Origin of the sequence: Microbaculum marinisediminis, assembly GCF_025397915.1 — a bacterium.
GTDB classification, from domain to species: Bacteria; Pseudomonadota; Alphaproteobacteria; order Rhizobiales; family Tepidamorphaceae; genus Microbaculum; species Microbaculum marinisediminis.
In genome coordinates this window covers 228,020-249,798 of record NZ_JALIDZ010000004.1, presented here as the reverse complement: position 1 = coordinate 249,798, position 21,779 = coordinate 228,020, and the positions used below count along the sequence as shown (strand labels likewise).

The window sequence follows — 21,779 nt, the reverse complement described above, 5'->3', positions numbered from 1 at the left end:
GATGGCGTCGCGGAAAACGAGGGACCTGAACGCGGAGGACCGGGCGTTGTGGCGCAGCGTCACCGAAACCGTCAGTCCGCTCCGCAAGACCGTCAAGTCCGGCAAAAGTACCGTTGTCCCACCCGATGAGCCGGGGACCGAACCCACCGCACCGGCGAAGGCAGTCTCGCCGGCGCCGCGATCCCGCGCCCCCGCCGTCGCGAAACCACCGCCGCCACCGCCGGTTCCAACGCTCTCTCCAATCGACAGAAAGCTCACCCGCCGCATCGCCAGGGGATCGCGATCCGTCGACGCCAAGATCGATCTGCACGGCCTCAACCAGCGCGAGGCACACGCGCGTCTCCTGTCCTTCCTGCAGACCGCGCGCGCCCGCGGCCACCGGCTGGTGCTGGTGGTGACCGGCAAGGGCAAGAGCGAGGGCGCGGCCGAATGGTGGGAGGAGGGCACGCGCGGGGTATTGCGCCGCTCGGTGCCCGAATGGCTGGCGACGCCGCCGTTCCGGGCGATGGTGGTCGGGTACGAGCGGGCGCATGCGCGCAAGGGCGGCGACGGCGCGCTCTACGTGCAGCTGCGCCGCGCCGACAAGCCGGGCGCGGGCGAGCGATGACGCCGTTCGGGGCAAGACTGCGCGCGATGCGCAAGGCGCGCGGCATAACCCTGTCTCAGATGGCCGGCGCACTCGGCGTCTCGTCGGCCTATCTCTCGGCCCTGGAGCACGGCAAGCGCGGCCGCCCGTCCTGGTATCTGGTCCAGGGCGTCATCGCCTATTTCAACGTGATCTGGGACGAAGCCGAGGAGCTCACGCGCCTCGCCGAGCTGTCGCATCCGCGCATTACCGTCGATACCTCGGGGCTCGCGCCGGAGGCGACGGAGCTCGCCAACCGGATCGCCCGCGACATCGGCAAGCTCAGCCGCGAGGACGCCGCCGACCTGGTGCAGCGGCTGAAACACGCGACCGGCGACAAGCGGTAGGCGCGCGCGCCCGGGCGTCGGTCCTGGTCTTGCGGACATCTCGCGGACAGGACGCCCGGGGAATTGCAGGCGCGCTACAGCACGTAGCGGCTGAGATCGGCGTTCTTGGCGAGGTCGCCGATGTGCTTGCGCACATATTTCGCGTCCACCGTCACGGTCTGCCCGGACTTGCCGGGGGCCTCGAAGCTGATCTCGTCGAGCACCCGTTCCATTACGGTCTGCAGACGCCGCGCGCCGATATTCTCCACCGACCCGTTCACCTCCACCGCGATCCTGGCGATTTCGGCGATGGCGTCGTCGGTGATGTCGAGATCGACGCCTTCGGTGCCCATCAGCGCGATATACTGCTTGATCAGGCTCGCCTCGGTCTCGGTCAGGATCCGGCGGAAATCCTCTTCGGTCAGCGCGCGCAGCTCGACGCGGATCGGCAGGCGGCCCTGCAGCTCCGGCAACAGGTCCGACGGCTTGGCCACATGGAACGCGCCCGAGGCGATGAACAGCACGTGGTCGGTCTTCACCGGCCCGTGCTTGGTCGACACGGTCGTGCCCTCGATCAGCGGCAGCAGGTCGCGCTGCACGCCCTCGCGGGAGACGTCGGCGCCGCCGACGCGCTCGGAGCGGCCGGTGATCTTGTCGATCTCGTCGAGGAAGACGATGCCGTTGTTCTCGGTAATGTGGATCGCCTCCTGGACGATCTGGTCGTCGTCGAGCAGCTTGTCGGATTCCTCGGCGATCAGCAGTTCGTAGGAATCCTTCACGTTCACCTTGCGCGATTTGGTCTGGCCGCCGAAGGCCTTGCCCAGCATGTCGCCGAGATTGATCATGCCGACCGACGCGCCGGGCATGCCGGGAATGTCCATCTGCGGCATGGACATGGAGCTCTGGCGCACCTCGACCTCGATCTCCTTGTCGTCGAGTTCGCCGTCGCGCAGCTTGGTGCGGAAGGCCTCCCGCGTCGACGGGCCGGCCCCTGGGCCGACCAGCGCGTCGAGCACGCGTTCCTCGGCGGCCAGATGCGCCTTCGCCTGCACTTCCTTGCGCCGGCGGGCCCGCACCAGGCCGACCGCGGCCTCGACCAGGTCGCGGATGATCTGCTCCACGTCGCGGCCGACATAGCCGACCTCGGTGAACTTGGTCGCCTCGACCTTGATGAACGGCGCATTGGCGAGCTTGGCGAGCCGGCGCGAGATCTCCGTCTTGCCGACGCCGGTCGGGCCGATCATCAGGATGTTCTTCGGTAGAACCTCTTCGCGCAGGCCCTCTTCGAGCTGCTGGCGCCGCCAGCGGTTGCGCAGGGCGATCGCGACGGCGCGCTTGGCATCCTTCTGGCCGACGATGTAGCGGTCGAGCTCGGAAACGATCTCGCGGGGGGAGAAATCGGTCATGGGCGCTCCGGAATGACGGGGAGACGAGAAACGAGGTTGGCCGGTAGCGGCAGCGCTGAGATAAGGGCCGAGCGCGTCTGTTGCCAGCCCACGGCGAGCAGGATGACCATTCCGCCGATCAGCGTAAGGGTGAGCGCGGCGGAGCTGGACCCGCCGAGATCGGCCGCGCGGATGAGCTCCGACAGCGAATAGCCGAGATAGACGAGGCCGGCGACCAGCAGGGCCCGCCGGTCGATCACGACGGCGAGCAGGCCGAAGAGCACGACCGTGCCGACGATGATCAGGGCGGAACCGGCGTCGAGATCGCCACCGGCGAGGACGAAATGGAACACGCCGCGCAGGATCAGCGGCGCGGCGAGAAGATGCAGCCAGAAGGCATTGTCGCTGCGCAGCGTGCGTCGCTGCGGATCGGAAAGATCGAACGCCATCGCCACACCGAAGACGGCAAGCCCGGCGATCAGGAGAAGCAGCGGACCGTCCGTGTCGAAGACACCCGGCGCGGCCAGGTGCACGGCGCTGAAGAAGGCGACGACGGCCGCCGCCGCGGTTACCGCGAGGGTGAACGGCAGGCGGAAGCGCAGGAAGAAGGCGCCGCCGGAGACGAGCGCCACCAGGGCGCCGAACAGAAGCGCGAATGAACGCTCGAACAGCACATCCACGCTGATCACGGTTAGACCGAAGATCGCCATCCCGACCACGCCGGCATGAACGACGAAGATGATCGCAAGCGCCATGGACGGGAGCACGAGCCGCCGCCTGCGCGCGAAGAACTCGGCCAGAGCCCACGACAGGATGGTCGCCAGGAAAGCGGTCGGCAGCAGCCCCGCGACCGGCACGATCATGGTGCCGAGGCCGATGAACAGCATGACGATGCCGATCGTCAGGAACACGTCGTGGAAGCCGCGTGCGAAGCGCACCTCCTCGCGATCGGCCGCCCTGTCGGCTTCGCCGCGCCTGCGTGCTTCGAGAAACGCGATCAGTCTTTCCGCGCGGTCCGGGTCGATGATCCCTTCGGCCGTGGCGGCCGTGATATCGTCACGCAGTGGCATCGAGCGTTTCCACGACGACCTTGTCGTTGGTGTAGACGCAGATATCGGCGGCGATCGCCATCGCCTTGCGGGCGATCTCTTCCGCGCTCATGTCGGTGTCGGCGAGCGCGCGGGCGGCCGCGAGCGCGTAGTTGCCACCCGAGCCGATGGCCGCGAGGCCGTTTTCCGGCTCCAGCACATCGCCGTTGCCGGTGACGACCAGGCTGACGCTCGAGTCGGCGACGATCATCATCGCCTGCAGATGCCTGAGATAACGGTCCGTGCGCCAGTCCTTGGCCAGTTCCACCGAGGCGCGCATCAGCTGGTTCGGATACTGCTCGAGCTTCTTCTCCAGCCGTTCGAACAGGGTGAACGCGTCGGCGGTGGCGCCGGCGAAGCCGCTGATCACCGAGCCGTCGCCGAGCGGGCGCACCTTGCGGGCGGTGTGCTTCATCACCGTGTCGCCGATCGACACCTGTCCGTCGCCGGCGACGACCACTTTTCCGCCCTTGCGCACGGTCAGGATCGTCGTCGCGTGCCACTGGTTGTCGGAATTGGAGCTCATGCACTTGTCCTATATCGCAGCCGAATCGATCGGCCGGGCACCCGGGGCCTCATGTATGCCGTTGCGGGTCCGATTCAACGTTTTGGTTCCGGCGCTTTCATCTGCGCCGATCGCCTGATAAAAGGCCCCTTCTGTCAAATCCTTATCGGAAGTCGAGCTGATGAGCGAGGCGCGTAGCGCGGAAATCGCGCGCAAGACCGCCGAGACCGATGTAACGGTCTCGGTCAACCTGGACGGCGAGGGCAAGTCGGACATTGCGACCGGCATCGGCTTCCTCGACCATATGCTCGAGCTGCTCGCGCGCCACGGCCTGATCGACATGACGGTCGTCGCCAAGGGCGACCTGCATGTAGACATGCACCACACCACCGAGGATGTCGGCATCGTGCTCGGCCAGGCGGTGCGCCAGGCGCTCGGCGAGCGCCGCGGCATTACCCGCTACGCCACCGCCCATCTGCCGATGGACGAGTGCCTGAGCCGCGTGTCGGTCGACGTGTCGGGCCGGCCGTTCCTGGTCTGGCGCGTCGCGTTTCCCGCGCCGAAGGTCGGCGACATGGATACCGAGCTGTTCCGCGAGTGGTTCCAGGCCTTCGCCATGAACGCCGGCATCACGCTGCACGTGGAGTGCTTCTACGGCGACAACAGCCATCATATCGCCGAGAGCTGCTTCAAGGGGCTCGCCCGCGCGCTGCGCGCGGCGATCGCCATCGATCCGCGCGAGGGCGCCCGGGTGCCGTCCACCAAGGGCAGCCTGTAGCGACAACAAGTCCGTCTGTCCGCAAGGGTGTACCATGAAGGTCTACACCGTCCACGAACCGCCGGAAGGCGACGGCGACAGCGCCGACAGGATCCTCTTCGTCAAGGAGGGGTTCTGCTGGCCGGCGCTGTTCGTGCCGATGCTCTGGCTGCTCTGGCACCGGATGTGGTGGGTTCTGCTCGGCTGGCTGGCGATCAGCACCGGCCTCGCCGTCTTGGGCGAGCTGGTGGAGGAGGTGGCGTTCATCGTCGGGGTGGCGAGCCTTCTGTTCTCGTTCTGGTTCGCCCTGGAAGCGAACGTGCTCCGGCGCTGGAGCCTCGGCCGCAAGGGCTGGCGCATGCTCGGCATCGCCGCCGGCCGCGATCGCGAGGAGGCCGAGCAGTCCTTCTTCCGCCGCTACCTGGCGCTGAAGGTCGCGCGCGCGCCGTCGCGCTCCGCCGCGCCCCATCTGCCGCCGGTCCCGCGTCCGGCGGCATCCACGACCGATCGGCCGGTCATCGGCCTGTTTCCGCAACCCGAGTAAAGCGTAGTCCGACCTGATCCCATGCGCGTCGCCATCCTAGATTACGGCTCCGGCAACCTGCGCTCGGCCGAAAAGGCCTTCGAGCGCGCCGCCCGCGAAACCGGCCTTGCCGCCGAGATCCGCGTCACCAACGATCCGGACCTGGTGCGCGTCTGCGACCGCATCGTCCTGCCCGGCGTCGGCGCCTTCGCCGATTGCAAGCGCGGGCTCGAGGCGGTCCCGGGCTTGCGCGAGGCGCTCGTCGAGGCCGTCGACGACAGGGGCCGGCCGTTCCTCGGCATCTGCGTCGGCATGCAGCTGATGGCCGATTTCGGTCGCGAACACGAGGTCGCGGAAGGCTTCGGCTGGATTTCCGGCGACGTGGTGCGGCTCAAGCCCGCCGATCCGGGCCTCAAGATCCCGCACATGGGCTGGAACACGCTGCGCGTCCTGTCCGACCACCCGCTGCTGGAGGGGATCGCGACGGGGGACGACGGCCTCCACGCCTATTTCGTCCACTCCTATCACCTGTCCGCGAAGGACCGCGACGCCATCGTCGCCGAGGCCGATTACGGCGGCCCGGTCACGGCGCTTGTCGCCAGCGAGAACCGCGCCGGCACCCAGTTCCACCCCGAGAAAAGCCAGAAGCTCGGCCTGGCCCTGATCGGCAATTTCCTCAAATGGGCACCGTGAGGCCAGGTTCATGATCCTTTTCCCCGCCATCGACCTCAAGGACGGGCGCTGCGTGCGGCTCGTCAAGGGCGACATGGACGCCGCCACGGTCTTCAACGACGATCCGGCCGCCCAGGCGCGCGACTTCGAGACCGCCGGCTTCGACTGGCTGCACGTGGTCGACCTGAACGGCGCCTTCGAGGGCAGGAGCGTCAACAGCCCCGCCGTCGAGGCGATCATTGCGGCCGTCTCCATGCCGATCCAGCTCGGCGGCGGCATCCGCGACATGGCCGGCATCGCCGCCTGGCTGGAGAAGGGCATCCGCCGCGTCATCCTCGGCACGGTGGCGGTGCGCGATCCCGGCCTCGTGCGCGATGCCTGTGCGGCGTTTCCCGGCCGCATCGTCGTCGGCATCGACGCGCGCGCCGGCAGGGTCGCGGTGGAAGGCTGGGCGGAGACGTCGGAAATGACCGCGGTCGATCTGGCGCGGAAGTTCGAGGACGCCGGCGTCGCCGCCATCGTCTACACCGACATCGACCGCGACGGCATCCTGACCGGGCTGAACATCGAGTCGACGCTGGAGCTGGCCCGTTCGGTGTCCATTCCCGTCATCGCGTCGGGCGGGCTCGCCGCCATCGACGACGTGAAGCGCCTGCTCCAGCCGGACTGCGCCATCCTCGAAGGGGCGATCTCCGGCCGTGCGCTTTACGACGGCCGGCTCGATCCGGCCGAGGCGCTGACCCTGATCAAGTCCGCCGGGAAGGTCTCCTGATGCTGAAGGCCCGCGTCATTCCCTGCCTCGACGTCAAGGACGGCCGCGTCGTCAAGGGCGTGCAGTTCGTCGACCTGATCGATGCCGGCGACCCGGTCGAGGCGGCGATCGCCTACGATGCGGCCGGTGCCGACGAGCTGTGCTTCCTCGACATCGCCGCGAGCCACGAGGACCGCGGCATCCTGCTCGACGTCGTCACCCGCACCGCCGAGCATTGCTTCATGCCGCTGACCGTCGGCGGTGGAGTGCGCACCGTCGCCGATATCCGCGTGCTGCTGCGCGCCGGCGCCGACAAGGTGTCGATCAACACCGCCGCGGTGAAGGATCGCGCCTTCGTCAGGGCGGCGGCGGAGAAATTCGGCAGCCAGTGCGTCGTGGTGGCGATCGACGCAAAGCGCGTCTCCGCCGACGACCAGCCGCCGCGCTGGGAGATCTTCACCCATGGCGGCCGCCAGCCGACCGGCATCGACGCGCTCGACTTCGCCGAGGAGGTTGTCGCGCTGGGCGCCGGCGAGATTCTGCTCACCTCCATGGACCGCGACGGCACCAAGGCGGGCTACGACATCGCGCTGACCCGGGCGGTGGCCGACCGCGTCCACGTGCCGGTCATCGCGTCGGGCGGCGTCGGCACGCTGGAGCACATGGTCGAGGGCATCCGCGACGGCGGCGCCACCGCCGTGCTCGCCGCCTCGATCTTTCACTTCGGAGAGCATACGATCCGCGAGGCGAAGGACTACATGGCCGCCGCCGGCATTCCGATGCGGCTCGATCCCTAGCGTCACCGGGCTGGAACGAGAAGACATGGCTGTAGCGCGACTGAGCATCGACGACCTCGCCGAGATCGTGAAATCCCGAAAAGGGGCCGATCCGGGCACCTCCTATACCGCGAAGCTTCTCGATCGCGGTGTCGGCCAGTGTGCCAAGAAATTCGGCGAGGAGGCCGTCGAGACCGTGATCGCCGCGATGGACGGCGACAAGCAGGCGATCTGCTCCGAGGCCGCCGACGTGCTCTATCATCTGGTCGTGCTGCTTGCCGCCGCCGATGTGGAGCTCGAGGATATCTACGCCGAGCTCGGCCGGCGCGAAGGCACGTCGGGCATCGTGGAAAAGGCGAGACGCGGCACATGAACCCGCAGAGCCTGGCAGTTACCGGCGACGTTCCGGCCGAAAACGACCGGGTCCCTTCGCCCTATCGCATCTTCACCCGCGAGGAATGGGCGGAGCTTCGCGCCGACACGCCGATGACGCTGACCGAGGCCGAGGTGCTTCGGCTGCGCGGTCTCAACGAGCGCCTGTCGATCGATGACGTCGTCCAGATCTATCTGCCGTTGTCGCGGCTTTTGAGCCTCTACGTCCACGCCACCCAGGATCTGTTCAAGGCGACCCGCTACTTCCTCGGCGCCAGGGACGGCAAGGTGCCCTACATCATCGGCGTCGCCGGCTCGGTGGCGGTCGGCAAGTCGACGACCTCGCGCGTGCTGCAGGCCCTGCTCACCCGCTGGCCGAACACCCCCAAGGTCGATCTCGTCACTACCGACGGGTTCCTGTTTCCCAACGCGGTGCTCGAGCGCGACAACCTGATGCACCGCAAGGGTTTTCCCGAGAGCTTCGACGTCGCCGCGCTGTTGAACTTCCTGTCGCGGATCAAGGCCGGCGAGCGCAATGTCGAGGCCCCGCTCTATTCGCACTTCGCCTATGACGTGCTGCCGCCGGACCAGGTCGTCGTCGTCGATCAGCCCGACATCCTCATCGTCGAGGGCCTCAACGTGCTGCAGCCCGGCCGCATGCCCAGGGACGGCAAGGCGGTGCCGTTCGTCTCCGACTATTTCGACTTCTCGGTCTATATCGACGCCGACACCGAGACCGTCGAGCGCTGGTACGTCGAGCGCTTCATGACGCTGCGCCGCACCGCCTTCCGCGATCCCGGCGCCTACTTCCACCGCTATTCCACGCTGTCCGACGAGAAGGCCGAGGAGACGGCGCTCGACATCTGGCGGCGCATCAACCTGCTCAATCTGGAAGACAACATCCTGCCCACCCGGCAGCGCGCCGACCTGATCCTGAAGAAGGGCGGCAACCACCAGATCGAGGAAGTGTGGCTGAGAAAGCTGTGACGTCGACCTAACCAGTCACCCGGACCGGTGGGCGGGGCGGCAGGCCGAACGCGCGCCCTGCCGCCGGCAAACCCCTGCCTCAGGGGACGAGAAATTCGAACGGTTCGGTGGGAACCAGCCGGTCGGAGATGTTTCCGCCGGCATCCTCGAGGCCCTGGAAGGCCAGTCGCGCCGGCGCCGCGCCCTCGGCCAGGTCGATCTTGTCGAGATCGACCCAGACCACCGACGGATTGATCACAGAATCGAAGAAGTACCGTCGGGCGTCGTGGTCGATGACGGTGCGCCAGAGCGTGGACGCGATGTTCGGCTTCTCCGGATCGTTCAGGCCGAGCGGCGTGCTGACGGCCCGCATCTGCGAAAAGATCGCCGCCAGCGCGGCCCGCTGATCCTTGAATTGCGGCGTTGATTTCAGATTGTAGCTGGCCCGCGCGAACCGGTCGGCGGCGCTGATCGTTCCTGGCAGGAAATGCTGTCCGCCGATCAGGTCCCAGTAGGCATTGATGGCGAGCTGCTGCTCGTAGACCGGCGAGTTGGTCATCACCCGGTACTCGGCGCTGTGGTGGATCGTCAGCGCGCCGTCGATGAACTCGAAAATGGCCGAATCGCCTGAGGCGTCGGAGAGTGCGATATGGACCGTGGCCGGCTTTCCATTGGGCGCGTCGGCCGAGATAACCGTCAGAGGGTCGTCCTGCATTCCCGCCACCGCCTCGGCGACGGTGGCGTAGCTGTCGAGCATGTATTGCAGCCAGGCGCCCACGGAGATCGTCGGTTTGTCGCGCGTCGCCGGATCGCCGAAATCCGATTCGACCAGATAGAGCAGATTGCCGGCGAGCCCGGCCTCGTTCAGGCCGTCGGACGTGGCGAGGTTGTAGATCGCGACGACGACGGAGCCGTAGGAAGACGTCCATCGCGCGGTTCCGTCCCCGGTGCCGCCGTCGCGGGCCATGCCGCGCGGAAAGGCCCAGAGGTCCGTCTGCATGTGGACGTCGCTCCAGTCCATGTTCCGGCCGGTCAGGAAGGTGTTGGCGCCCGTTCCGTAGAGAACCCGTGTACACATTCGATAGTCGCTCCGATCTGCCGTGATCTTGAGAAACCCTGGCGGGAAAAGACGATACGGCACCTGCCGCGCCGATCGATATCGACACGGTCCCGGGCCGCCGGCCCGGGACCGTGCCACGGATCGGACAGGGCCGTGCCCTAGACCGGCAGGCCGTTCTGTTCGGCCAGGTCCTTCAGGCTCACCTGCGGCCGCGCGCCGATATGGCTGATGACCTCGGCCGCGGCGAGGCCGCCGAGCTTCGCGCAGGTCTCCGGATCCTGGCCACGGGCGAGGCCGAACAGGAACCCGGCGGCGAACAGGTCGCCGGCGCCGGTCAGGTCGACGATGCGCTCGACGGGCGCCGCCGGCACCGCGAAGCGCTTGCCGTCCTTCAGCACCACCGCGCCCTTCTCGCTACGCGTCACCACGGCGAACCTGCAGTCCTTCTCCAGCGCTGCCAGCGCGGTGTCGAAGTCGGCGGTCTCGTAGAGCGCGTGCAACTCGGATTCGTTGCCGAACAGCAGTGTCACGGTCTCCGAACGGATCAGGTCGAGGAATTCGGCGCGATAGCGATCGACGCAAAAGGAATCCGACAGTGTCAGCGCCACCTGGCGCCCGTGCTGCTTGGCGACGCCGGCGGCGTGCACGAAGGCCTTCTTGGCCTGCGGCGGGTCCCACAGGTAGCCTTCCATGTAGAGCACGCTCGATTGCGCCACCACGTCCGCGTCGACGTCGTCGGGCCCGAACATCTGGCAGGCGCCGAGGAAGGTGTTCATGGTCCGCTCGCCGTCGGGCGTCACCATGACCAGGCAGCGCGCCGTCGACGGCCCGGCGGTGAGCGCCGGAGTCTCGAAATGCACGCCGAGCGCGCGGATGTCGTGGCTGAATACCCGGCCGAGACCGTCCTGGGCGACCTTGCCGAAGAAGGCGCCGCGGCCGCCGAAGGAGGCGAGACCGGCGATGGTGTTGGCGCCGGAGCCGCCGGACATCTCCGTCGCCGCGCCCATGGCGTTGTAGAGCGTACCGGCGCGGGCCTCGTCGATCAGGTTCATCGAGCCTTTGACGAGCTTCTCGTTGACGAGGAAATCGTCCTCGGCGCGGGCGATCACGTCGACGATGGCATTGCCGATGCCGACGACGTCGTATTTTGTTTCGGCCATGATATGAAATGTTCTCTGTTGTGGAGCCTGTGCACTATAAGCTGTGAGCCCGCTGCGGCAACCCCTGTTAACTCCCGATATTTCAAGGGAAATTTCCCATTTCGCCCACCCTTTTCGACGCCTTCGTTGCGGATCGCCGCCCACCCGCCTATCTCAAGGGACGTCCGCGAGGCGGTGACGTGCCCTTGTCGTCGCCCCTGTCGTCGCCCTGTCTTCGCCAAAGGAATTTCCGAAAGGCCGCCTGATGATCGCAGATGCGTTTGCCGCGCTGTCCGACGTCGTGTCGAAGCCGTTCCGCGCGATCCTGCTGCGCACCCTCGGCTTCACGCTCGCCGGGCTGATCGCGTTGTGGATCATCCTTGTCTGGGTGTTCAACCACTTCGTCACGCTGCCCTGGGGCTGGGCTGAGACGACGGTCGATATCATCGCCGGCGCGGGCTTCGTCGTTGCGATGGTGTTCCTCGTCGCCCCGGTCTCCTCGCTGGTCGCCGGCCTGTTCCTCGACGAGATCGCCGAGAAGGTCGAGCGGACGGCGTTTCCGTCCGATCCCGTCGGCAGCCCGCTGCCGCTGCCGCAGGTGCTGGTCAGCTCGGTGAAGTTCTTCGGCGTCGTGATCCTGGCAAACCTGATCGCGCTGGTGCTCCTGCTCTTGCCGGGCATCAACCTGGTCGCCTTCCTGCTGGTCAACGCCTATCTGCTCGGCCGGGAATATTTCGAGCTCGCCGCGCTACGCTTCCGCCCCTATGACGAGGCCCGCACGCTGCGCCGCGCCTATGCCGGCCAGGTCTTCGGCGGCGGCCTCATCGTCGCGCTGTTCGTGATGATCCCGATCGTCAACCTCGCCACGCCGCTGTTCGCCACCGCCTTCATGGTGCGGCTGCACAAGCGGATTTCGGCGCAAGGGCGGACTTCGGCGCAGGGGGCCGTCTAGGCAGCCCCGTTCGGCGGTCTGCGCCCCGCCTCAGGCGGTCTTGTCGGGATACTTGCAGATATCGCGGATCACGCAGCGGTCGCAGGCCGGCTTGCGTGCCTTGCAGATGTAGCGCCCGTGCAGGATCAGCCAGTGATGGGCGTAGAGCCGGTACGTGTCCGGCACCACGGCTTCCAGGCCGCGTTCCACCTCCAGCGGATCCTTGCCCGGCGCCAGGCCAGTGCGGTTGGAGACCCGGAAGATATGGGTGTCGACGGCGATCGTCGGCTCGCCGTAGGCGACGTTGAGCACCACGTTGGCGGTCTTGCGCCCGACGCCGGGCAGCGTCTCCAGATAGTCCCGGTCGCGCGGCACGTCGCCGCCGGTCTCCGCGACCAGCCGTTTCGACAGGGCGACGACGTTCTTGGCCTTGTTGCGGAACAGGCCGATCGTCTTGATGTGCTCGCGTACCGCGTCCTCGCCGAGCGCCGCCATCTTCTGCGCCGTGTCGGCTTCGGCGAACAGCGCCCGCGTCGCCTTGTTGACGCCGGCGTCGGTGGCCTGCGCCGACAGCACCACGGCGACGAGCAGGGTGAACGGATTGACGTATTCGAGCTCGCTCTTGGGTTCCGGATCGGTCTTCTGCAGCGACGCGAACAGCCGGTCGATCTCCTCGGGCGTGAGCAGCGTCTTGCGCCGTTTCGCCGTCCGTTTGCGCGGGGCCGGCTTGGCGGTGGCGGACCGGGCCGTTGCCGTGCCGGTGGCGGTCTTCCGGGCGGGACGTTTCGGTGTGGGCTGAATCTTGGACATTCATCCTCTATATTGGGGCCCATGAACCCTGCCAATCCGGAAACGGACCGCGAGATCTTTTCCGCGGTGATCGCTCCGCACCGCTCGCTGTCGCGGCGCGGGTTCCTGATTTTCATGGCCGCCGTCGGCGGTGTCAGCTTCGCCACCGGCCTCGTCTTCCTGTCGATGGGCGCCTGGCCGGTGTTCGGCTTCTTCGGCCTCGACGTACTGCTGATCTTCCTGGCGTTCCGCGCCAATTACATATCGGGGCGCGCCCGCGAGGTGATCCGGATCACCGAATCCGAACTCCTGGTGCGCCGCATCTCGGCGAAGGGGGCGATGGCCGAATGGCGCTTCAATCCCTACTGGGTGCGCATCGATGTCGGCCGCGACCATGACGGCGACCTGCAGACCGTGTCGCTGACCTCGCACGGCAGCAAGCTCGAGATCGGCTATTGGCTTTCGCCGCCGGAAAAGGCCGATTTCCTCGCCGCGCTGTCGGCGGCGCTGGCCACCGCCCGCCGCGGATTGCCGGCCTAGTTCCGGTCCCGCGCCATTGTCGGGGCCGGCCCGACGGTCTCCGGTCGCCGGCTCCGAAGACGATCCGGAATCGGGTGTCGCGCCGGGTCCCGCGGGCCTAGAGTTTGCGCCGACCCGAAGTCCGGAGGCGCGCTATGATGACCATGATGACGAATCCGAACACCCTTGCCGCCGAGCCGCTGAACGCCACCCCGTCCGACTACGACGCGGTGCGCCGTACCGTCGAGCTCATCACCGAGACCTGGCGCGATCAGCCCTCGCTGGAGACCATGGCCGCGCATGTCGGCATGGAGCCGACGCGGTTGCAGAAGCTGTTCCGCCGCTGGTGCGGGCTGACGCCGAAGGCCTTCGTCCAGGCGATCACGCTCGACACGGCGCGCGACCTGCTGCGCGATTCCGCCTCCGTGCTGGATGCGAGCTACGAAGTCGGCCTGTCGGGCCCGGGACGCCTGCACGATCTGTTCGTCAGCCACGAGGCGATGAGCCCCGGCGAATATGCCGCCCGCGGCGCCGGCCTCGACATCGCCTGGGGCTTCCATCCCTCGCCCTTTGGCGACGCGCTGGTGATGGCGACGCCGCGTGGCCTCGCCGGCATTGGCTTCGCCGACGACAAGGCGGACCGCGCCCGCGTTCTTGCCGACATGACGGCGCGCTGGCCCAGGGCGAATTTCCACGAGGATGCCGCCGCGACCGCCGATTACGCCAGGCGCGTGTTCCATCCCGACCTGTGGCGCCCGGACGATCCGCTGCGCGTGGTCTTCATCGGCACCGATTTCGAGATCCGGGTCTGGGAGACGTTGCTGCGCATCCCGCTCGGCCGCGCCACCACCTATTCCGACATCGCCGAAACGCTCGGCAAGCCGACCGCCGCCCGCGCGGTCGGGTCGGCGGTGGGCCGCAACCCGATCTCATTCGTGGTGCCCTGCCACCGGGTGCTCGGCAAATCCGGCTCCCTGTGCGGCTATCACTGGGGCCTGACGCGCAAACGCGCGATCCTCGGCTGGGAAGCCGGGCTGGCGGGCGCGGATATCTAAAGGCCCTGGCGCCTCAGCCGCGCATCGCCGCTTGTGCGGGAACGCGCGGGCCGAAGATCTCACGCCGTCAGATCGAGCGTCTCGGCGACGGTCGAATCCGCGGCCAGCCGGTAGACGATCGGCTCGCCGGTCGCGATCTCGCGCTTGACGATGGTGTCGCGGCTGTGCCGCTCGAGCACCATGACGATCGAGCGCAGCGAGTTGCCGTGTGCGGCGACCAGGACTCGTTCGCCGCGCAGCACGCGCGGCTGAATCTCCGACACGTAATAGGGCAGGGTGCGGGCGACGGTGTCCTTCAGGCTCTCGCCGCCGGGCGGGGAGACGTCGTAGGACCGGCGCCAGATATGCACCTGTTCCTCGCCCCACTTCGCCCGTGCGTCGTCCTTGTTCAGCCCGGTCAGGTCGCCGTAGTCGCGCTCGTTCAACGCCTCGTCGCGGATGATCGGGATCGATGTCAGCGCCATCTCGTCGAGGATGATGTCGAGCGTGTGCTGCGCCCGCGTCAGCGCGCTGGTGAAGGCGACGTCGAAGGTCAGGCCGGCGGCCTTGAGCATCTTGCCGGCCGCATGCGCTTCCGCGATGCCCTTCTCGGTCAGGCCGACGTTCTCCCAGCCGGTGAACAGGTTCTTCAGGTTCCAGTCGCTCTGCCCGTGGCGGACGAGCGCGAGAAGGCGGTCCATTCGTTACTCCAGTCTAGTCGGAAAGGCCGAGCACGTCGGCCATGGAATAGAGGCCCGGCTTGCGGCCGCGCGCCCACAGCACGGCCTTGATCGCGCCGCGCGAGAAGATGCCCCGGTCCTCGGCCCGGTGGCTGAGCTCGATACGCTCGTGCGGGCCGGCGAAGATCACCGTGTGCTCGCCGACGACGGTGCCGCCCCTGAGCGCCTGGAAGCCGATGTCGCCGCGCTTGCGCGCGCCGGTCTGGCCGTGACGGGTCCACACCGCGTGCTGGTCGAGGGCCACCTCGCGGCCCTCGGCCGCGGCCTCGCCCAGCATCAACGCCGTGCCGGACGGCGCGTCGACCTTGTTGCGGTGGTGCATTTCCACGATCTCGATGTCGAAGTCGGGATCGAGCGCGGCGGCGACCTTTTTCGCCAGCGCCGCCAGCAGGTTGACGCCGAGGCTCATGTTGCCCGAGCGGACCACGGCGGCATGGCGGGCGGCGGCGGCCAGCTTGGCGTCGTCGTCCTCGCTCAGGCCGGTCGTGCCGACGATATGGGCGATGCGCGCCTGGGCGGCCAGTTCGGCGAAGGCCACCGTAGCCACCGGCACGGTGAAGTCGATGACGCCGTCGGCCCGCGCGAACACCGGCAGTGCGTCGTCGGTGACGGGGACGCCGAGATGGCCGATGCCGGCCAGCTCGCCTGCATCGGCGCCGATCTCGGCCGCGCCGTCGCGTTCGATCGCGCCGACGAGCACCGCGCCGTCGGTCTCGACGACCGTACGGATCAGCTCCCGCCCCATGCGCCCGCTGGCGCCGGTGACGATCAACCGCATGTCGGACATCCGATACTCCCGGTTTCGACACGTCCGTGTCAGGGGCCCCCTATAAGGGGTGCCGTGTCATGGAGCCGGTATAGCAGGCGGGACCGCGCCCGCAAGGCCGCGGACGCGGGAAAAGGTCGTTTCCGTCCCGGGTTGGATGCAGGCCCTGGTTCGGCTCAGGCCGGCTGGTCGCCGTCGTAACCCTCGACGATGGCGAGATCGATGTCGCCGGCCTCGCCCCGTTCCGCGATGGCGAACTGGTATTCCGGCGAGTCGTAGCAGTCGAGGGCGGCCTGGTAGCTCGGGAATTCGATGACGACGTGCCGGTCCTTCAGCGCGCCGAGCATCGACCGGGACTGGCCGGCGCGCACCAGGAAGCGGCCGCCATATTTCTTGAAGGCCGCCGCATTGGCCGCCTTGTAGCGCTCGTAGCGCTCCGGGTCTTGGACGGTGACGTGGGCTACCCAGTATCCCTTGACCATGGTTCGCTCTCCCTGCGGTCGGATTGACTCTCCTTGCCGGTCGTTTCGTCTACGACTCTATTTCGTTACCGATTCGATTTCGGCGACGATCCGCTCCGCCGCCGCGCGCGGGTCCTCCGCCTGGATTACCGGACGCGCCACGACGAGACGGTCGGCACCGTTGCGAACGGCGCTCGCCGGCGTCGCCGCCCGCTTCTGGTCGCCGTGGTCGGCACCCGCCGGCCGGATGCCCGGCGTGATCAGCTCGAGCGCGTTGCCGGTCGTCGCGCGGATCGCCGCGACTTCGACGGGCGAACAGATCAGTCCGTCCATGCCGATATCGGCCGCCTGCGCCGCGCGGCGCAGCACCAGGTCGCCGACGCCGCTGGCATAGCCCGTCTCGACGAGGTCCGTGTCGTCGAGGCTGGTCAGCACCGTGACGCCGAGGAGTTTCAGCCCGGACCCGCCGCGCCCGGCGACCGCCGCGCGCATCGCCTGCGGATAGGCATGGATCGTCGTGAAGGTAACGCCCATGTCGGCGATGGCCTCGACCGCGTGGGCGACGGTATTGGGAATGTCGAGCAGCTTCATGTCGAGGAAGACGCGCTTGCCCGATTGCACGAGCTCGCGGGCAAACCCCAGGCCCGCGGAGAAGCTCAGCTGCATGCCGATCTTGTAGAAGCCGACCGCGTCTCCGAGCGTCGCGACCATCCGTTCCGCTTCCGCCTGCGAAGACAGATCGAGCCCGACGATCAGCCGGTCGCGCGCGGCGATGGTCTCGGACGTCATGGGCTGCTCCTCGTCAGGGTAAGGGGCGAGGTCACGGAAACGACCCGCCATGCAATGGAACGGGCTGGCGCCAAGCGGTTTTGGATGCCGCGACGCCGCCTGTCAATGCGCCGGAACGCCGAACGCGACCTAGACCGGCGCGGCGAAGGTCTTCGCCATCGACACGAGCCGCTCTGCGACCGTTGTCAGCATCTTCGCGGGTCGCTCGGCGACGAGATTGCCGGACTCGTCGAAGGCGGTGTTGGCGGCGGGCACAGAGATCATTTCCGGCACCATCAGGGTGCCCAGCGCGTTCTCCAGCGAATGGCGCAGCTGTAGCAGGCCGCGATAGCCGCCGAACTGGCCGTTGGAGACCGCCCCCAGCGCAAAGACGCGGCCCTTGAACGGGCCCGGCCGGTGGTCCGTCGTCTTCGGCCGCGACACCCAGTCGATCGTGTTCTTCAACAGCGGTGTGATGCCGCCGTTGTATTCCGGCGCGACGATGAAGATGCCCTGGCTCGCGATCATTGTCTCCGCCAGACGCGTGGCGGTCTCGGGAACGCCCTCGTTTTCCTCGAGATCGCCGTTGTAGATCGGCATCGGATAGTCGGCGAGCGAGATATGCGTGACGGCGCCGCCGGCCTGCTCGATCGCCTCGACCGCGCGGACGGCAAGCTTCTCGTTGATCGAGCCGGTACGGATGCTTCCGGCGAAGACGAGGATGGCGGGGCGGGTCACGGGAAATCTCCTTGCGAAAACAGCGGTGCAACCGGCGACCTAGGGCGCCGCCGGCGTGCTACCAGTCCAGAAGGAAACGATCAGTCCCGCGAATAGATCCAGGTGGTCGCCGGCGGCAGGTTCATCAGAACGCGGCGGCCGCGGCGCGTGTCGAATTTGCCGACCTGGGCGGGAACCGGCGCCTGCAGCCCGTAGGTGAACTGGACGAGCGGCATGCCGGGCTTGAGCGCGTTGATGCCGGCCTCGATCAGCGCGATGCGCTGTTCCATCGGCCGGTTCAGCAGCGGCAGGCCGGTGATGACCGCCGACAGCCCGGTGATGGCATGCGCGTCGAGATGGCTCTTCAGCGCGTAGGCGTCGCCCTGGATGATGGTCACGCCGGGAAACCGCTTGGCCAGAAGCCGGCAGAAATCGGCGTTGTACTCGATCAGCGTCAGCCGCTCCGGCTTCACGCCGTGATCGATCAGGGCCTTGGTAAAGACACCGGTGCCGGGACCGAGCTCGATGACCGGCCCCTCGTCGTTGGCATCGACTTCCGCCGCCATCGCGCGCGCGAGCCAGCGCCCGCTCGGGCTCACCGCCCCGGTGCGCAGCGGATTCCCCGCCCACTCGCGCAGGAAGATCAACTCGTCGAGGATCGTCCGTTTGCGGGTTTCGGAATTGCCTGAGAACATGTCTGGCCGGCTCCTGTTACAGACTCAAAGTTGCGGCGCGCATAAGCAGTGCGGTCCGGATCAGCCGCTCAGATCGTCCCAGAACTCCTTCACCTTGGCGAAGAAACCCGAGGATTCCGGATTTGTCGTTTCGGAGGAAACCTGCTCGAATTCCTCCAGAAGCTCGCGCTGGCGCCGGGTCAGGTTGACCGGGGTCTCGACCACGGCCTGGATATAGAGGTCGCCGTGCTGCGGGCTGCGCAGCACCGGCATGCCCTTGGCCTTGAGGCGGAACTGCTTGCCGGTCTGGGTGCCGGCCGGCACCTTGACCTTGCTGCGCCCGCCGTCGATCGTCGGCACCTCGATGTCGCCGCCCAGCGCCGCCGTCGTGATCGAGATCGGCACCCGGCAGAACAGGTCGGCGCCGTCGCGCTGGAAGATCTCGTGCGGCTTCACCGACAGGAAGATGTAGAGGTCGCCGGCCGGTCCGCCGCGCACGCCCGCCTCGCCCTCTCCGGCGAGCCGGATGCGGGTGCCGTCCTCGACGCCGGCTGGGATGTTGACCGACAGGTTGCGCTCGCGCGTGACCCGCCCCGCCCCGCCGCAATCGGCGCAGGGATCCTCGATGATCTCGCCGCGGCCCTGGCAATGCGGGCAGGTGCGTTCGATGGCGAAGAAGCCCTGGCTCGCCCTGACGCGCCCGGCGCCGCCGCAGGTGGTGCAGGTCGTCGGGCTGGTGCCCGGCTTGGCGCCGGAGCCCGAACAGGTCTCGCAGGTGATGCTGGTGGGCACGCGGATCTGCGCGGCCTTGCCGGAGAACGATTCCTCCAGCGTGATTTCCATGTTGTAGCGCAGATCGGCGCCGCGTCCGCGCCCGGAGCGTCCGCGTCCGCGGCCCCCGCCCACGAAGTCGCCGAACAGGTCGTCGAAGATCGACGACATCGACGAGGCGAAATCCGAGCCGAAGCCGTGCTGCCCGGCCATGCCGTCGAAGGCGGCGTGGCCGAACTGGTCGTAGGCCGCCCGCTTCTGCGGATCGCGCAGCGCCTCGTAGGCCTCGTTGATTTCCTTGAACTTGTGCTCGGATTCGGCGTCGCCCGGGTTCTTGTCCGGGTGAAACTTCATCGCCAGCTTGCGGAATGCGCTCTTCAGCTCTGCGTCCGTAGACGACTGGCTACAGCCCAATACCTCGTAAAAGTCGCGCTTGGACATGGATTCTGGTCTTGCGGCTCGGTTTGTGCCCCGGCGGCACGGTCTTCAGGGCACCCCGCCCGCCGGTTCACTGGTCTTTAAACGGGACGGCCCCCGATCCGGCGAGCGTTACACGTCTCGACGAACGAGGGCCAATCCTTCAGTCGCTTTTTCGTCAGGCCGACTTCTTTTCGTCGTCGTCCTTCACTTCCTCGAAGTCGGCGTCGACCACATCCTCGTCGGCGGATGTCGCCTCGGCGCCACCCTCGGCAGCGCCTTCGGCTTCGGCCTGCGAGGCGGCATACATCGCCTCGCCCAGCTTCATCGCCGCCTCGGCCACGGCCTGCGCCTTGGCGTTGATCGCCTCCGGATCGTCGCCCTCCATCGCCGACTTCAGGTCGGCAACGGCCGCTTCGATGGTGCTCTTGTCGGACTCCGGCACCTTGTCGCCGAACTCCTCGAGCTGCTTCTCGGTCGAATGCACCAGCGCCTCGGCCTGGTTCTTGGCCTCGACGAGCGCGCGCCGCTTCTTGTCTTCGTCGGCGTGCGCCTCGGCGTCCTTGACCATCTGCTCGATGTCGGCGTCGGAGAGGCCGCCGGACGCCTGGATGCGGATCTGCTGCTCCTTCGCCGTCGCCTTGTCCTTGGCCGACACGTTGACGATGCCGTTGGCGTCGATGTCGAAGGCCACCTCGACCTGCGGCATGCCGCGCGGCGCCGGCGGGATGCCGACGAGATCGAACTGGCCGAGCAGCTTGTTGTCGGCCGCCATCTCGCGCTCGCCCTGGAAGACGCGGATCGTCACGGCGGTCTGGTTGTCCTCCGCCGTCGAGAAGATCTGGCTCTTCTTGGTCGGGATCGTGGTGTTGCGGTCGATGAGGCGCGTGAACACGCCGCCCAGCGTCTCGATGCCGAGCGACAGCGGCGTCACGTCGAGCAGCAGCACGTCCTTTACGTCGCCCTGCAGCACGCCGGCCTGGATCGCCGCGCCGATGGCGACGACCTCGTCCGGGTTGACGCCCTTGTGCGGCTCCTTGCCGAAGAACTGCTTCACGACTTCATGGACCTTGGGCATGCGGGTCATGCCGCCGACCAGGACCACTTCGTCGATTTCGCCGGCCGACAGCCCGGCATCCTTCAGCGCCGCCTTGCACGGTGCGACGGTCTTCTGCACCAGATCGTCGACCAGCGCCTCGAACTTGGCGCGGGTGAGCTTCATGGTCAGATGCTTCGGACCGGACTGGTCAGCGGTGATGAACGGCAGGTTGATCTCGGTCTGCGTCGCGCTCGACAGCTCGATCTTGGCTTTCTCGGCGGCCTCTTTCAGCCGCTGCAGCGCCAGCTTGTCGTTGCGCAGGTCGATGCCCTGTTCCTTCTTGAACTCATCGGCCAGGTAGCCGACGAGGCGCATGTCGAAGTCCTCGCCGCCGAGGAAGGTGTCGCCGTTGGTCGACTTCACCTCGAACACGCCGTCGCCGATCTCCAGCACCGACACGTCGAAGGTGCCGCCGCCGAGGTCGTAGACCGCGATGGTCTTGCCGTCCTTCTTGTCGAGCCCGTAGGCGAGCGCGGCCGCGGTCGGCTCGTTGATGATGCGCAGCACCTCTAGGCCGGCGATCTTGCCGGCGTCCTTGGTGGCCTGGCGCTGGGCGTCGTTGAAGTAGGCGGGAACCGTGATGACGGCCTGCTCGACCTTGCTTCCCACGAAGGCCTCGGCCGTTTCCTTCATCTTCTGCAGGATGAAGGCGGAGATCTGCGAGGGAGAGTACTTCTCGCCGCGGCTCTCGACCCACGCGTCGCCGTTCTCGGCCCTGACGATCTCGTAGGGCACCAGGCCCTTGTCCTTCTCGGTCATCGGGTCGTCGTAGGTGCGACCGATGAGACGCTTGATGGCGAAGAAGGTGTTTTCCGGATTGGTGACCGCCTGGCGCTTGGCCGGCTGGCCGACGAGCCGCTCACCGTCCTCGGTGAAGGCGACCATCGAAGGCGTGGTGCGCGCGCCTTCGGCATTTTCGATAACCTTGGGATTCGACCCTTCCATCACGGCGACGCACGAATTGGTGGTGCCGAGGTCGATACCGATGACCTTACCCATTTTCGAACCTCTCTTTCCGGCAGGCCGCTGGAGCCCTCATTGCGAGGCACCCCTGATCCGGTCTTCCCGATGAACGGGGTCACGGAACGGCCCCCAACGAACAATGGTGTTTGCCCCGCGGGGGACGCGAGGACGTGTTCGGCGCTGAT

At 67.5% G+C, this 21,779-nt stretch carries 26 protein-coding genes; 12 read left to right on the top strand and 14 right to left on the bottom strand.

Annotation, left to right across the window (positions count from 1 at the left end; translation table 11 throughout):
* Position 1: 1 nt before the first annotated feature.
* Both MUB46_RS10070 and MUB46_RS10065 read left to right on the top strand, forming a co-directional pair.
* Complete coding sequence (locus MUB46_RS10070) at positions 2-607, top strand: Smr/MutS family protein (protein WP_261615771.1); 606 nt, start codon at positions 2-4, stop codon at positions 605-607.
* Positions 604-972, top strand: coding sequence for a helix-turn-helix domain-containing protein (locus MUB46_RS10065; protein WP_261615770.1), 369 nt, complete (start codon positions 604-606; stop codon positions 970-972). Before MUB46_RS10070 ends, MUB46_RS10065 begins: the two co-directional genes overlap by 4 nt.
* A 74-nt stretch (positions 973-1,046) precedes the next feature.
* Here the strand turns inward: MUB46_RS10065 and hslU are convergent, their stop codons facing one another.
* The 3 genes from hslU to hslV are packed head-to-tail and all read right to left on the bottom strand — an operon-like array spanning position 1,047 to position 3,950.
* Positions 1,047-2,357 (bottom strand): ATP-dependent protease ATPase subunit HslU, encoded by a 1,311-nt coding sequence (gene hslU, locus MUB46_RS10060; RefSeq protein ID WP_261615769.1) that lies wholly within the window; start codon positions 2,355-2,357, stop codon positions 1,047-1,049.
* Complete coding sequence (locus MUB46_RS10055) at positions 2,354-3,406, bottom strand: hypothetical protein (RefSeq protein ID WP_261615768.1); 1,053 nt, start codon at positions 3,404-3,406, stop codon at positions 2,354-2,356. Before MUB46_RS10055 ends, hslU begins: the two co-directional genes overlap by 4 nt.
* A complete protein-coding gene (hslV, locus tag MUB46_RS10050) occupies positions 3,393-3,950 on the bottom strand; it encodes an ATP-dependent protease subunit HslV (RefSeq protein ID WP_261615767.1) in 558 nt (185 codons plus the stop codon). Before hslV ends, MUB46_RS10055 begins: the two co-directional genes overlap by 14 nt.
* Positions 3,951-4,110: 160 nt before the next feature.
* On the opposite strand from hslV, the gene hisB reads away from it, so the two are divergent.
* From hisB to coaA, 7 genes are read left to right on the top strand one after another with little or no spacing between them, the layout of a single operon-like run.
* Entirely contained in the window at positions 4,111-4,707 is a 597-nt protein-coding gene (gene hisB / locus MUB46_RS10045) for an imidazoleglycerol-phosphate dehydratase HisB (protein ID WP_261615766.1), read from the top strand.
* A gap of 34 nt (positions 4,708-4,741) precedes the next feature.
* The gene (locus tag MUB46_RS10040; RefSeq protein ID WP_261615765.1) at positions 4,742-5,230 is read left to right on the top strand and encodes a DUF2628 domain-containing protein; all 489 of its coding nucleotides are present in this window, start codon (positions 4,742-4,744) and stop codon (positions 5,228-5,230) included.
* A gap of 21 nt (positions 5,231-5,251) precedes the next feature.
* The gene (gene hisH, locus MUB46_RS10035; protein ID WP_261615764.1) at positions 5,252-5,902 is read left to right on the top strand and encodes an imidazole glycerol phosphate synthase subunit HisH; all 651 of its coding nucleotides are present in this window, start codon (positions 5,252-5,254) and stop codon (positions 5,900-5,902) included.
* 10 nt (positions 5,903-5,912) lie between these two features.
* The gene (gene hisA, locus MUB46_RS10030) at positions 5,913-6,653 is read left to right on the top strand and encodes a 1-(5-phosphoribosyl)-5-[(5-phosphoribosylamino)methylideneamino]imidazole-4-carboxamide isomerase (protein ID WP_261615763.1); all 741 of its coding nucleotides are present in this window, start codon (positions 5,913-5,915) and stop codon (positions 6,651-6,653) included.
* A complete protein-coding gene (hisF, locus tag MUB46_RS10025) occupies positions 6,653-7,429 on the top strand; it encodes an imidazole glycerol phosphate synthase subunit HisF (protein WP_261615762.1) in 777 nt (258 codons plus the stop codon). Before hisA ends, hisF begins: the two co-directional genes overlap by 1 nt.
* Positions 7,430-7,454: 25 nt before the next feature.
* Complete coding sequence (locus MUB46_RS10020; RefSeq protein WP_261615761.1) at positions 7,455-7,781, top strand: phosphoribosyl-ATP diphosphatase; 327 nt, start codon at positions 7,455-7,457, stop codon at positions 7,779-7,781.
* Complete coding sequence (gene coaA, locus MUB46_RS10015; RefSeq protein WP_261615760.1) at positions 7,778-8,767, top strand: type I pantothenate kinase; 990 nt, start codon at positions 7,778-7,780, stop codon at positions 8,765-8,767. The genes MUB46_RS10020 and coaA overlap by 4 nt, the downstream gene beginning before the upstream one ends.
* Before the next feature lie 79 nt (positions 8,768-8,846).
* Here the strand turns inward: coaA and MUB46_RS10010 are convergent, their stop codons facing one another.
* Complete coding sequence (locus MUB46_RS10010) at positions 8,847-9,824, bottom strand: linear amide C-N hydrolase (protein WP_261615759.1); 978 nt, start codon at positions 9,822-9,824, stop codon at positions 8,847-8,849.
* 140 nt (positions 9,825-9,964) lie between these two features.
* A complete protein-coding gene (locus tag MUB46_RS10005) occupies positions 9,965-10,966 on the bottom strand; it encodes an adenosine kinase (protein WP_261615758.1) in 1,002 nt (333 codons plus the stop codon).
* Positions 10,967-11,210: 244 nt separating this feature from the next.
* Here MUB46_RS10005 and MUB46_RS10000 point away from each other — a divergent pair, with 244 nt between their 5' ends.
* Positions 11,211-11,897, top strand: coding sequence for a sulfate transporter family protein (locus MUB46_RS10000; protein ID WP_261615757.1), 687 nt, complete (start codon positions 11,211-11,213; stop codon positions 11,895-11,897).
* 30 nt (positions 11,898-11,927) lie between these two features.
* Here MUB46_RS10000 and nth read toward each other — a convergent pair whose 3' ends face one another.
* A complete protein-coding gene (gene nth / locus MUB46_RS09995) occupies positions 11,928-12,686 on the bottom strand; it encodes an endonuclease III (protein ID WP_261615756.1) in 759 nt (252 codons plus the stop codon).
* A gap of 21 nt (positions 12,687-12,707) precedes the next feature.
* On the opposite strand from nth, the gene MUB46_RS09990 reads away from it, so the two are divergent.
* Together MUB46_RS09990 and MUB46_RS09985 are read left to right on the top strand one after the other, a co-directional pair.
* Positions 12,708-13,205: a DUF2244 domain-containing protein gene (locus MUB46_RS09990; protein ID WP_261615755.1), complete on the top strand. Its 498-nt coding sequence runs from the start codon at positions 12,708-12,710 to the stop codon at positions 13,203-13,205.
* Between the two features lie 137 nt (positions 13,206-13,342).
* A complete protein-coding gene (locus MUB46_RS09985; protein WP_261615754.1) occupies positions 13,343-14,239 on the top strand; it encodes a methylated-DNA--[protein]-cysteine S-methyltransferase in 897 nt (298 codons plus the stop codon).
* Positions 14,240-14,298: 59 nt separating this feature from the next.
* On the opposite strand, the gene MUB46_RS09980 is transcribed toward MUB46_RS09985, so the two are convergent.
* The 8 genes from MUB46_RS09980 to dnaK all read right to left on the bottom strand — a co-directional run bounded on the left by MUB46_RS09980 (position 14,299) and on the right by dnaK (position 21,630).
* Entirely contained in the window at positions 14,299-14,919 is a 621-nt protein-coding gene (locus MUB46_RS09980; RefSeq protein WP_261615753.1) for a 2,3-bisphosphoglycerate-dependent phosphoglycerate mutase, read from the bottom strand.
* A 13-nt stretch (positions 14,920-14,932) separates the two neighbouring features.
* Entirely contained in the window at positions 14,933-15,736 is an 804-nt protein-coding gene (dapB, locus tag MUB46_RS09975; protein WP_261616051.1) for a 4-hydroxy-tetrahydrodipicolinate reductase, read from the bottom strand.
* A gap of 164 nt (positions 15,737-15,900) precedes the next feature.
* The gene (locus MUB46_RS09970; protein WP_261615752.1) at positions 15,901-16,206 is read right to left on the bottom strand and encodes a DUF1330 domain-containing protein; all 306 of its coding nucleotides are present in this window, start codon (positions 16,204-16,206) and stop codon (positions 15,901-15,903) included.
* Positions 16,207-16,263: 57 nt separating this feature from the next.
* Positions 16,264-16,959: an orotidine-5'-phosphate decarboxylase gene (pyrF, locus tag MUB46_RS09965; protein ID WP_261616050.1), complete on the bottom strand. Its 696-nt coding sequence runs from the start codon at positions 16,957-16,959 to the stop codon at positions 16,264-16,266.
* 144 nt (positions 16,960-17,103) lie between these two features.
* Entirely contained in the window at positions 17,104-17,691 is a 588-nt protein-coding gene (locus MUB46_RS09960) for an NADPH-dependent FMN reductase (protein ID WP_261615751.1), read from the bottom strand.
* A gap of 80 nt (positions 17,692-17,771) precedes the next feature.
* A complete protein-coding gene (locus MUB46_RS09955) occupies positions 17,772-18,365 on the bottom strand; it encodes a class I SAM-dependent methyltransferase (RefSeq protein WP_261615750.1) in 594 nt (197 codons plus the stop codon).
* Positions 18,366-18,425: 60 nt separating this feature from the next.
* Entirely contained in the window at positions 18,426-19,556 is a 1,131-nt protein-coding gene (dnaJ, locus tag MUB46_RS09950) for a molecular chaperone DnaJ (protein WP_261615749.1), read from the bottom strand.
* Positions 19,557-19,710: 154 nt separating this feature from the next.
* On the bottom strand, positions 19,711-21,630 hold the full coding sequence (dnaK, locus tag MUB46_RS09945) for a molecular chaperone DnaK (protein WP_261615748.1): 1,920 nt from the start codon (positions 21,628-21,630) through the stop codon (positions 19,711-19,713).
* Positions 21,631-21,779: the final 149 nt, after the last annotated feature.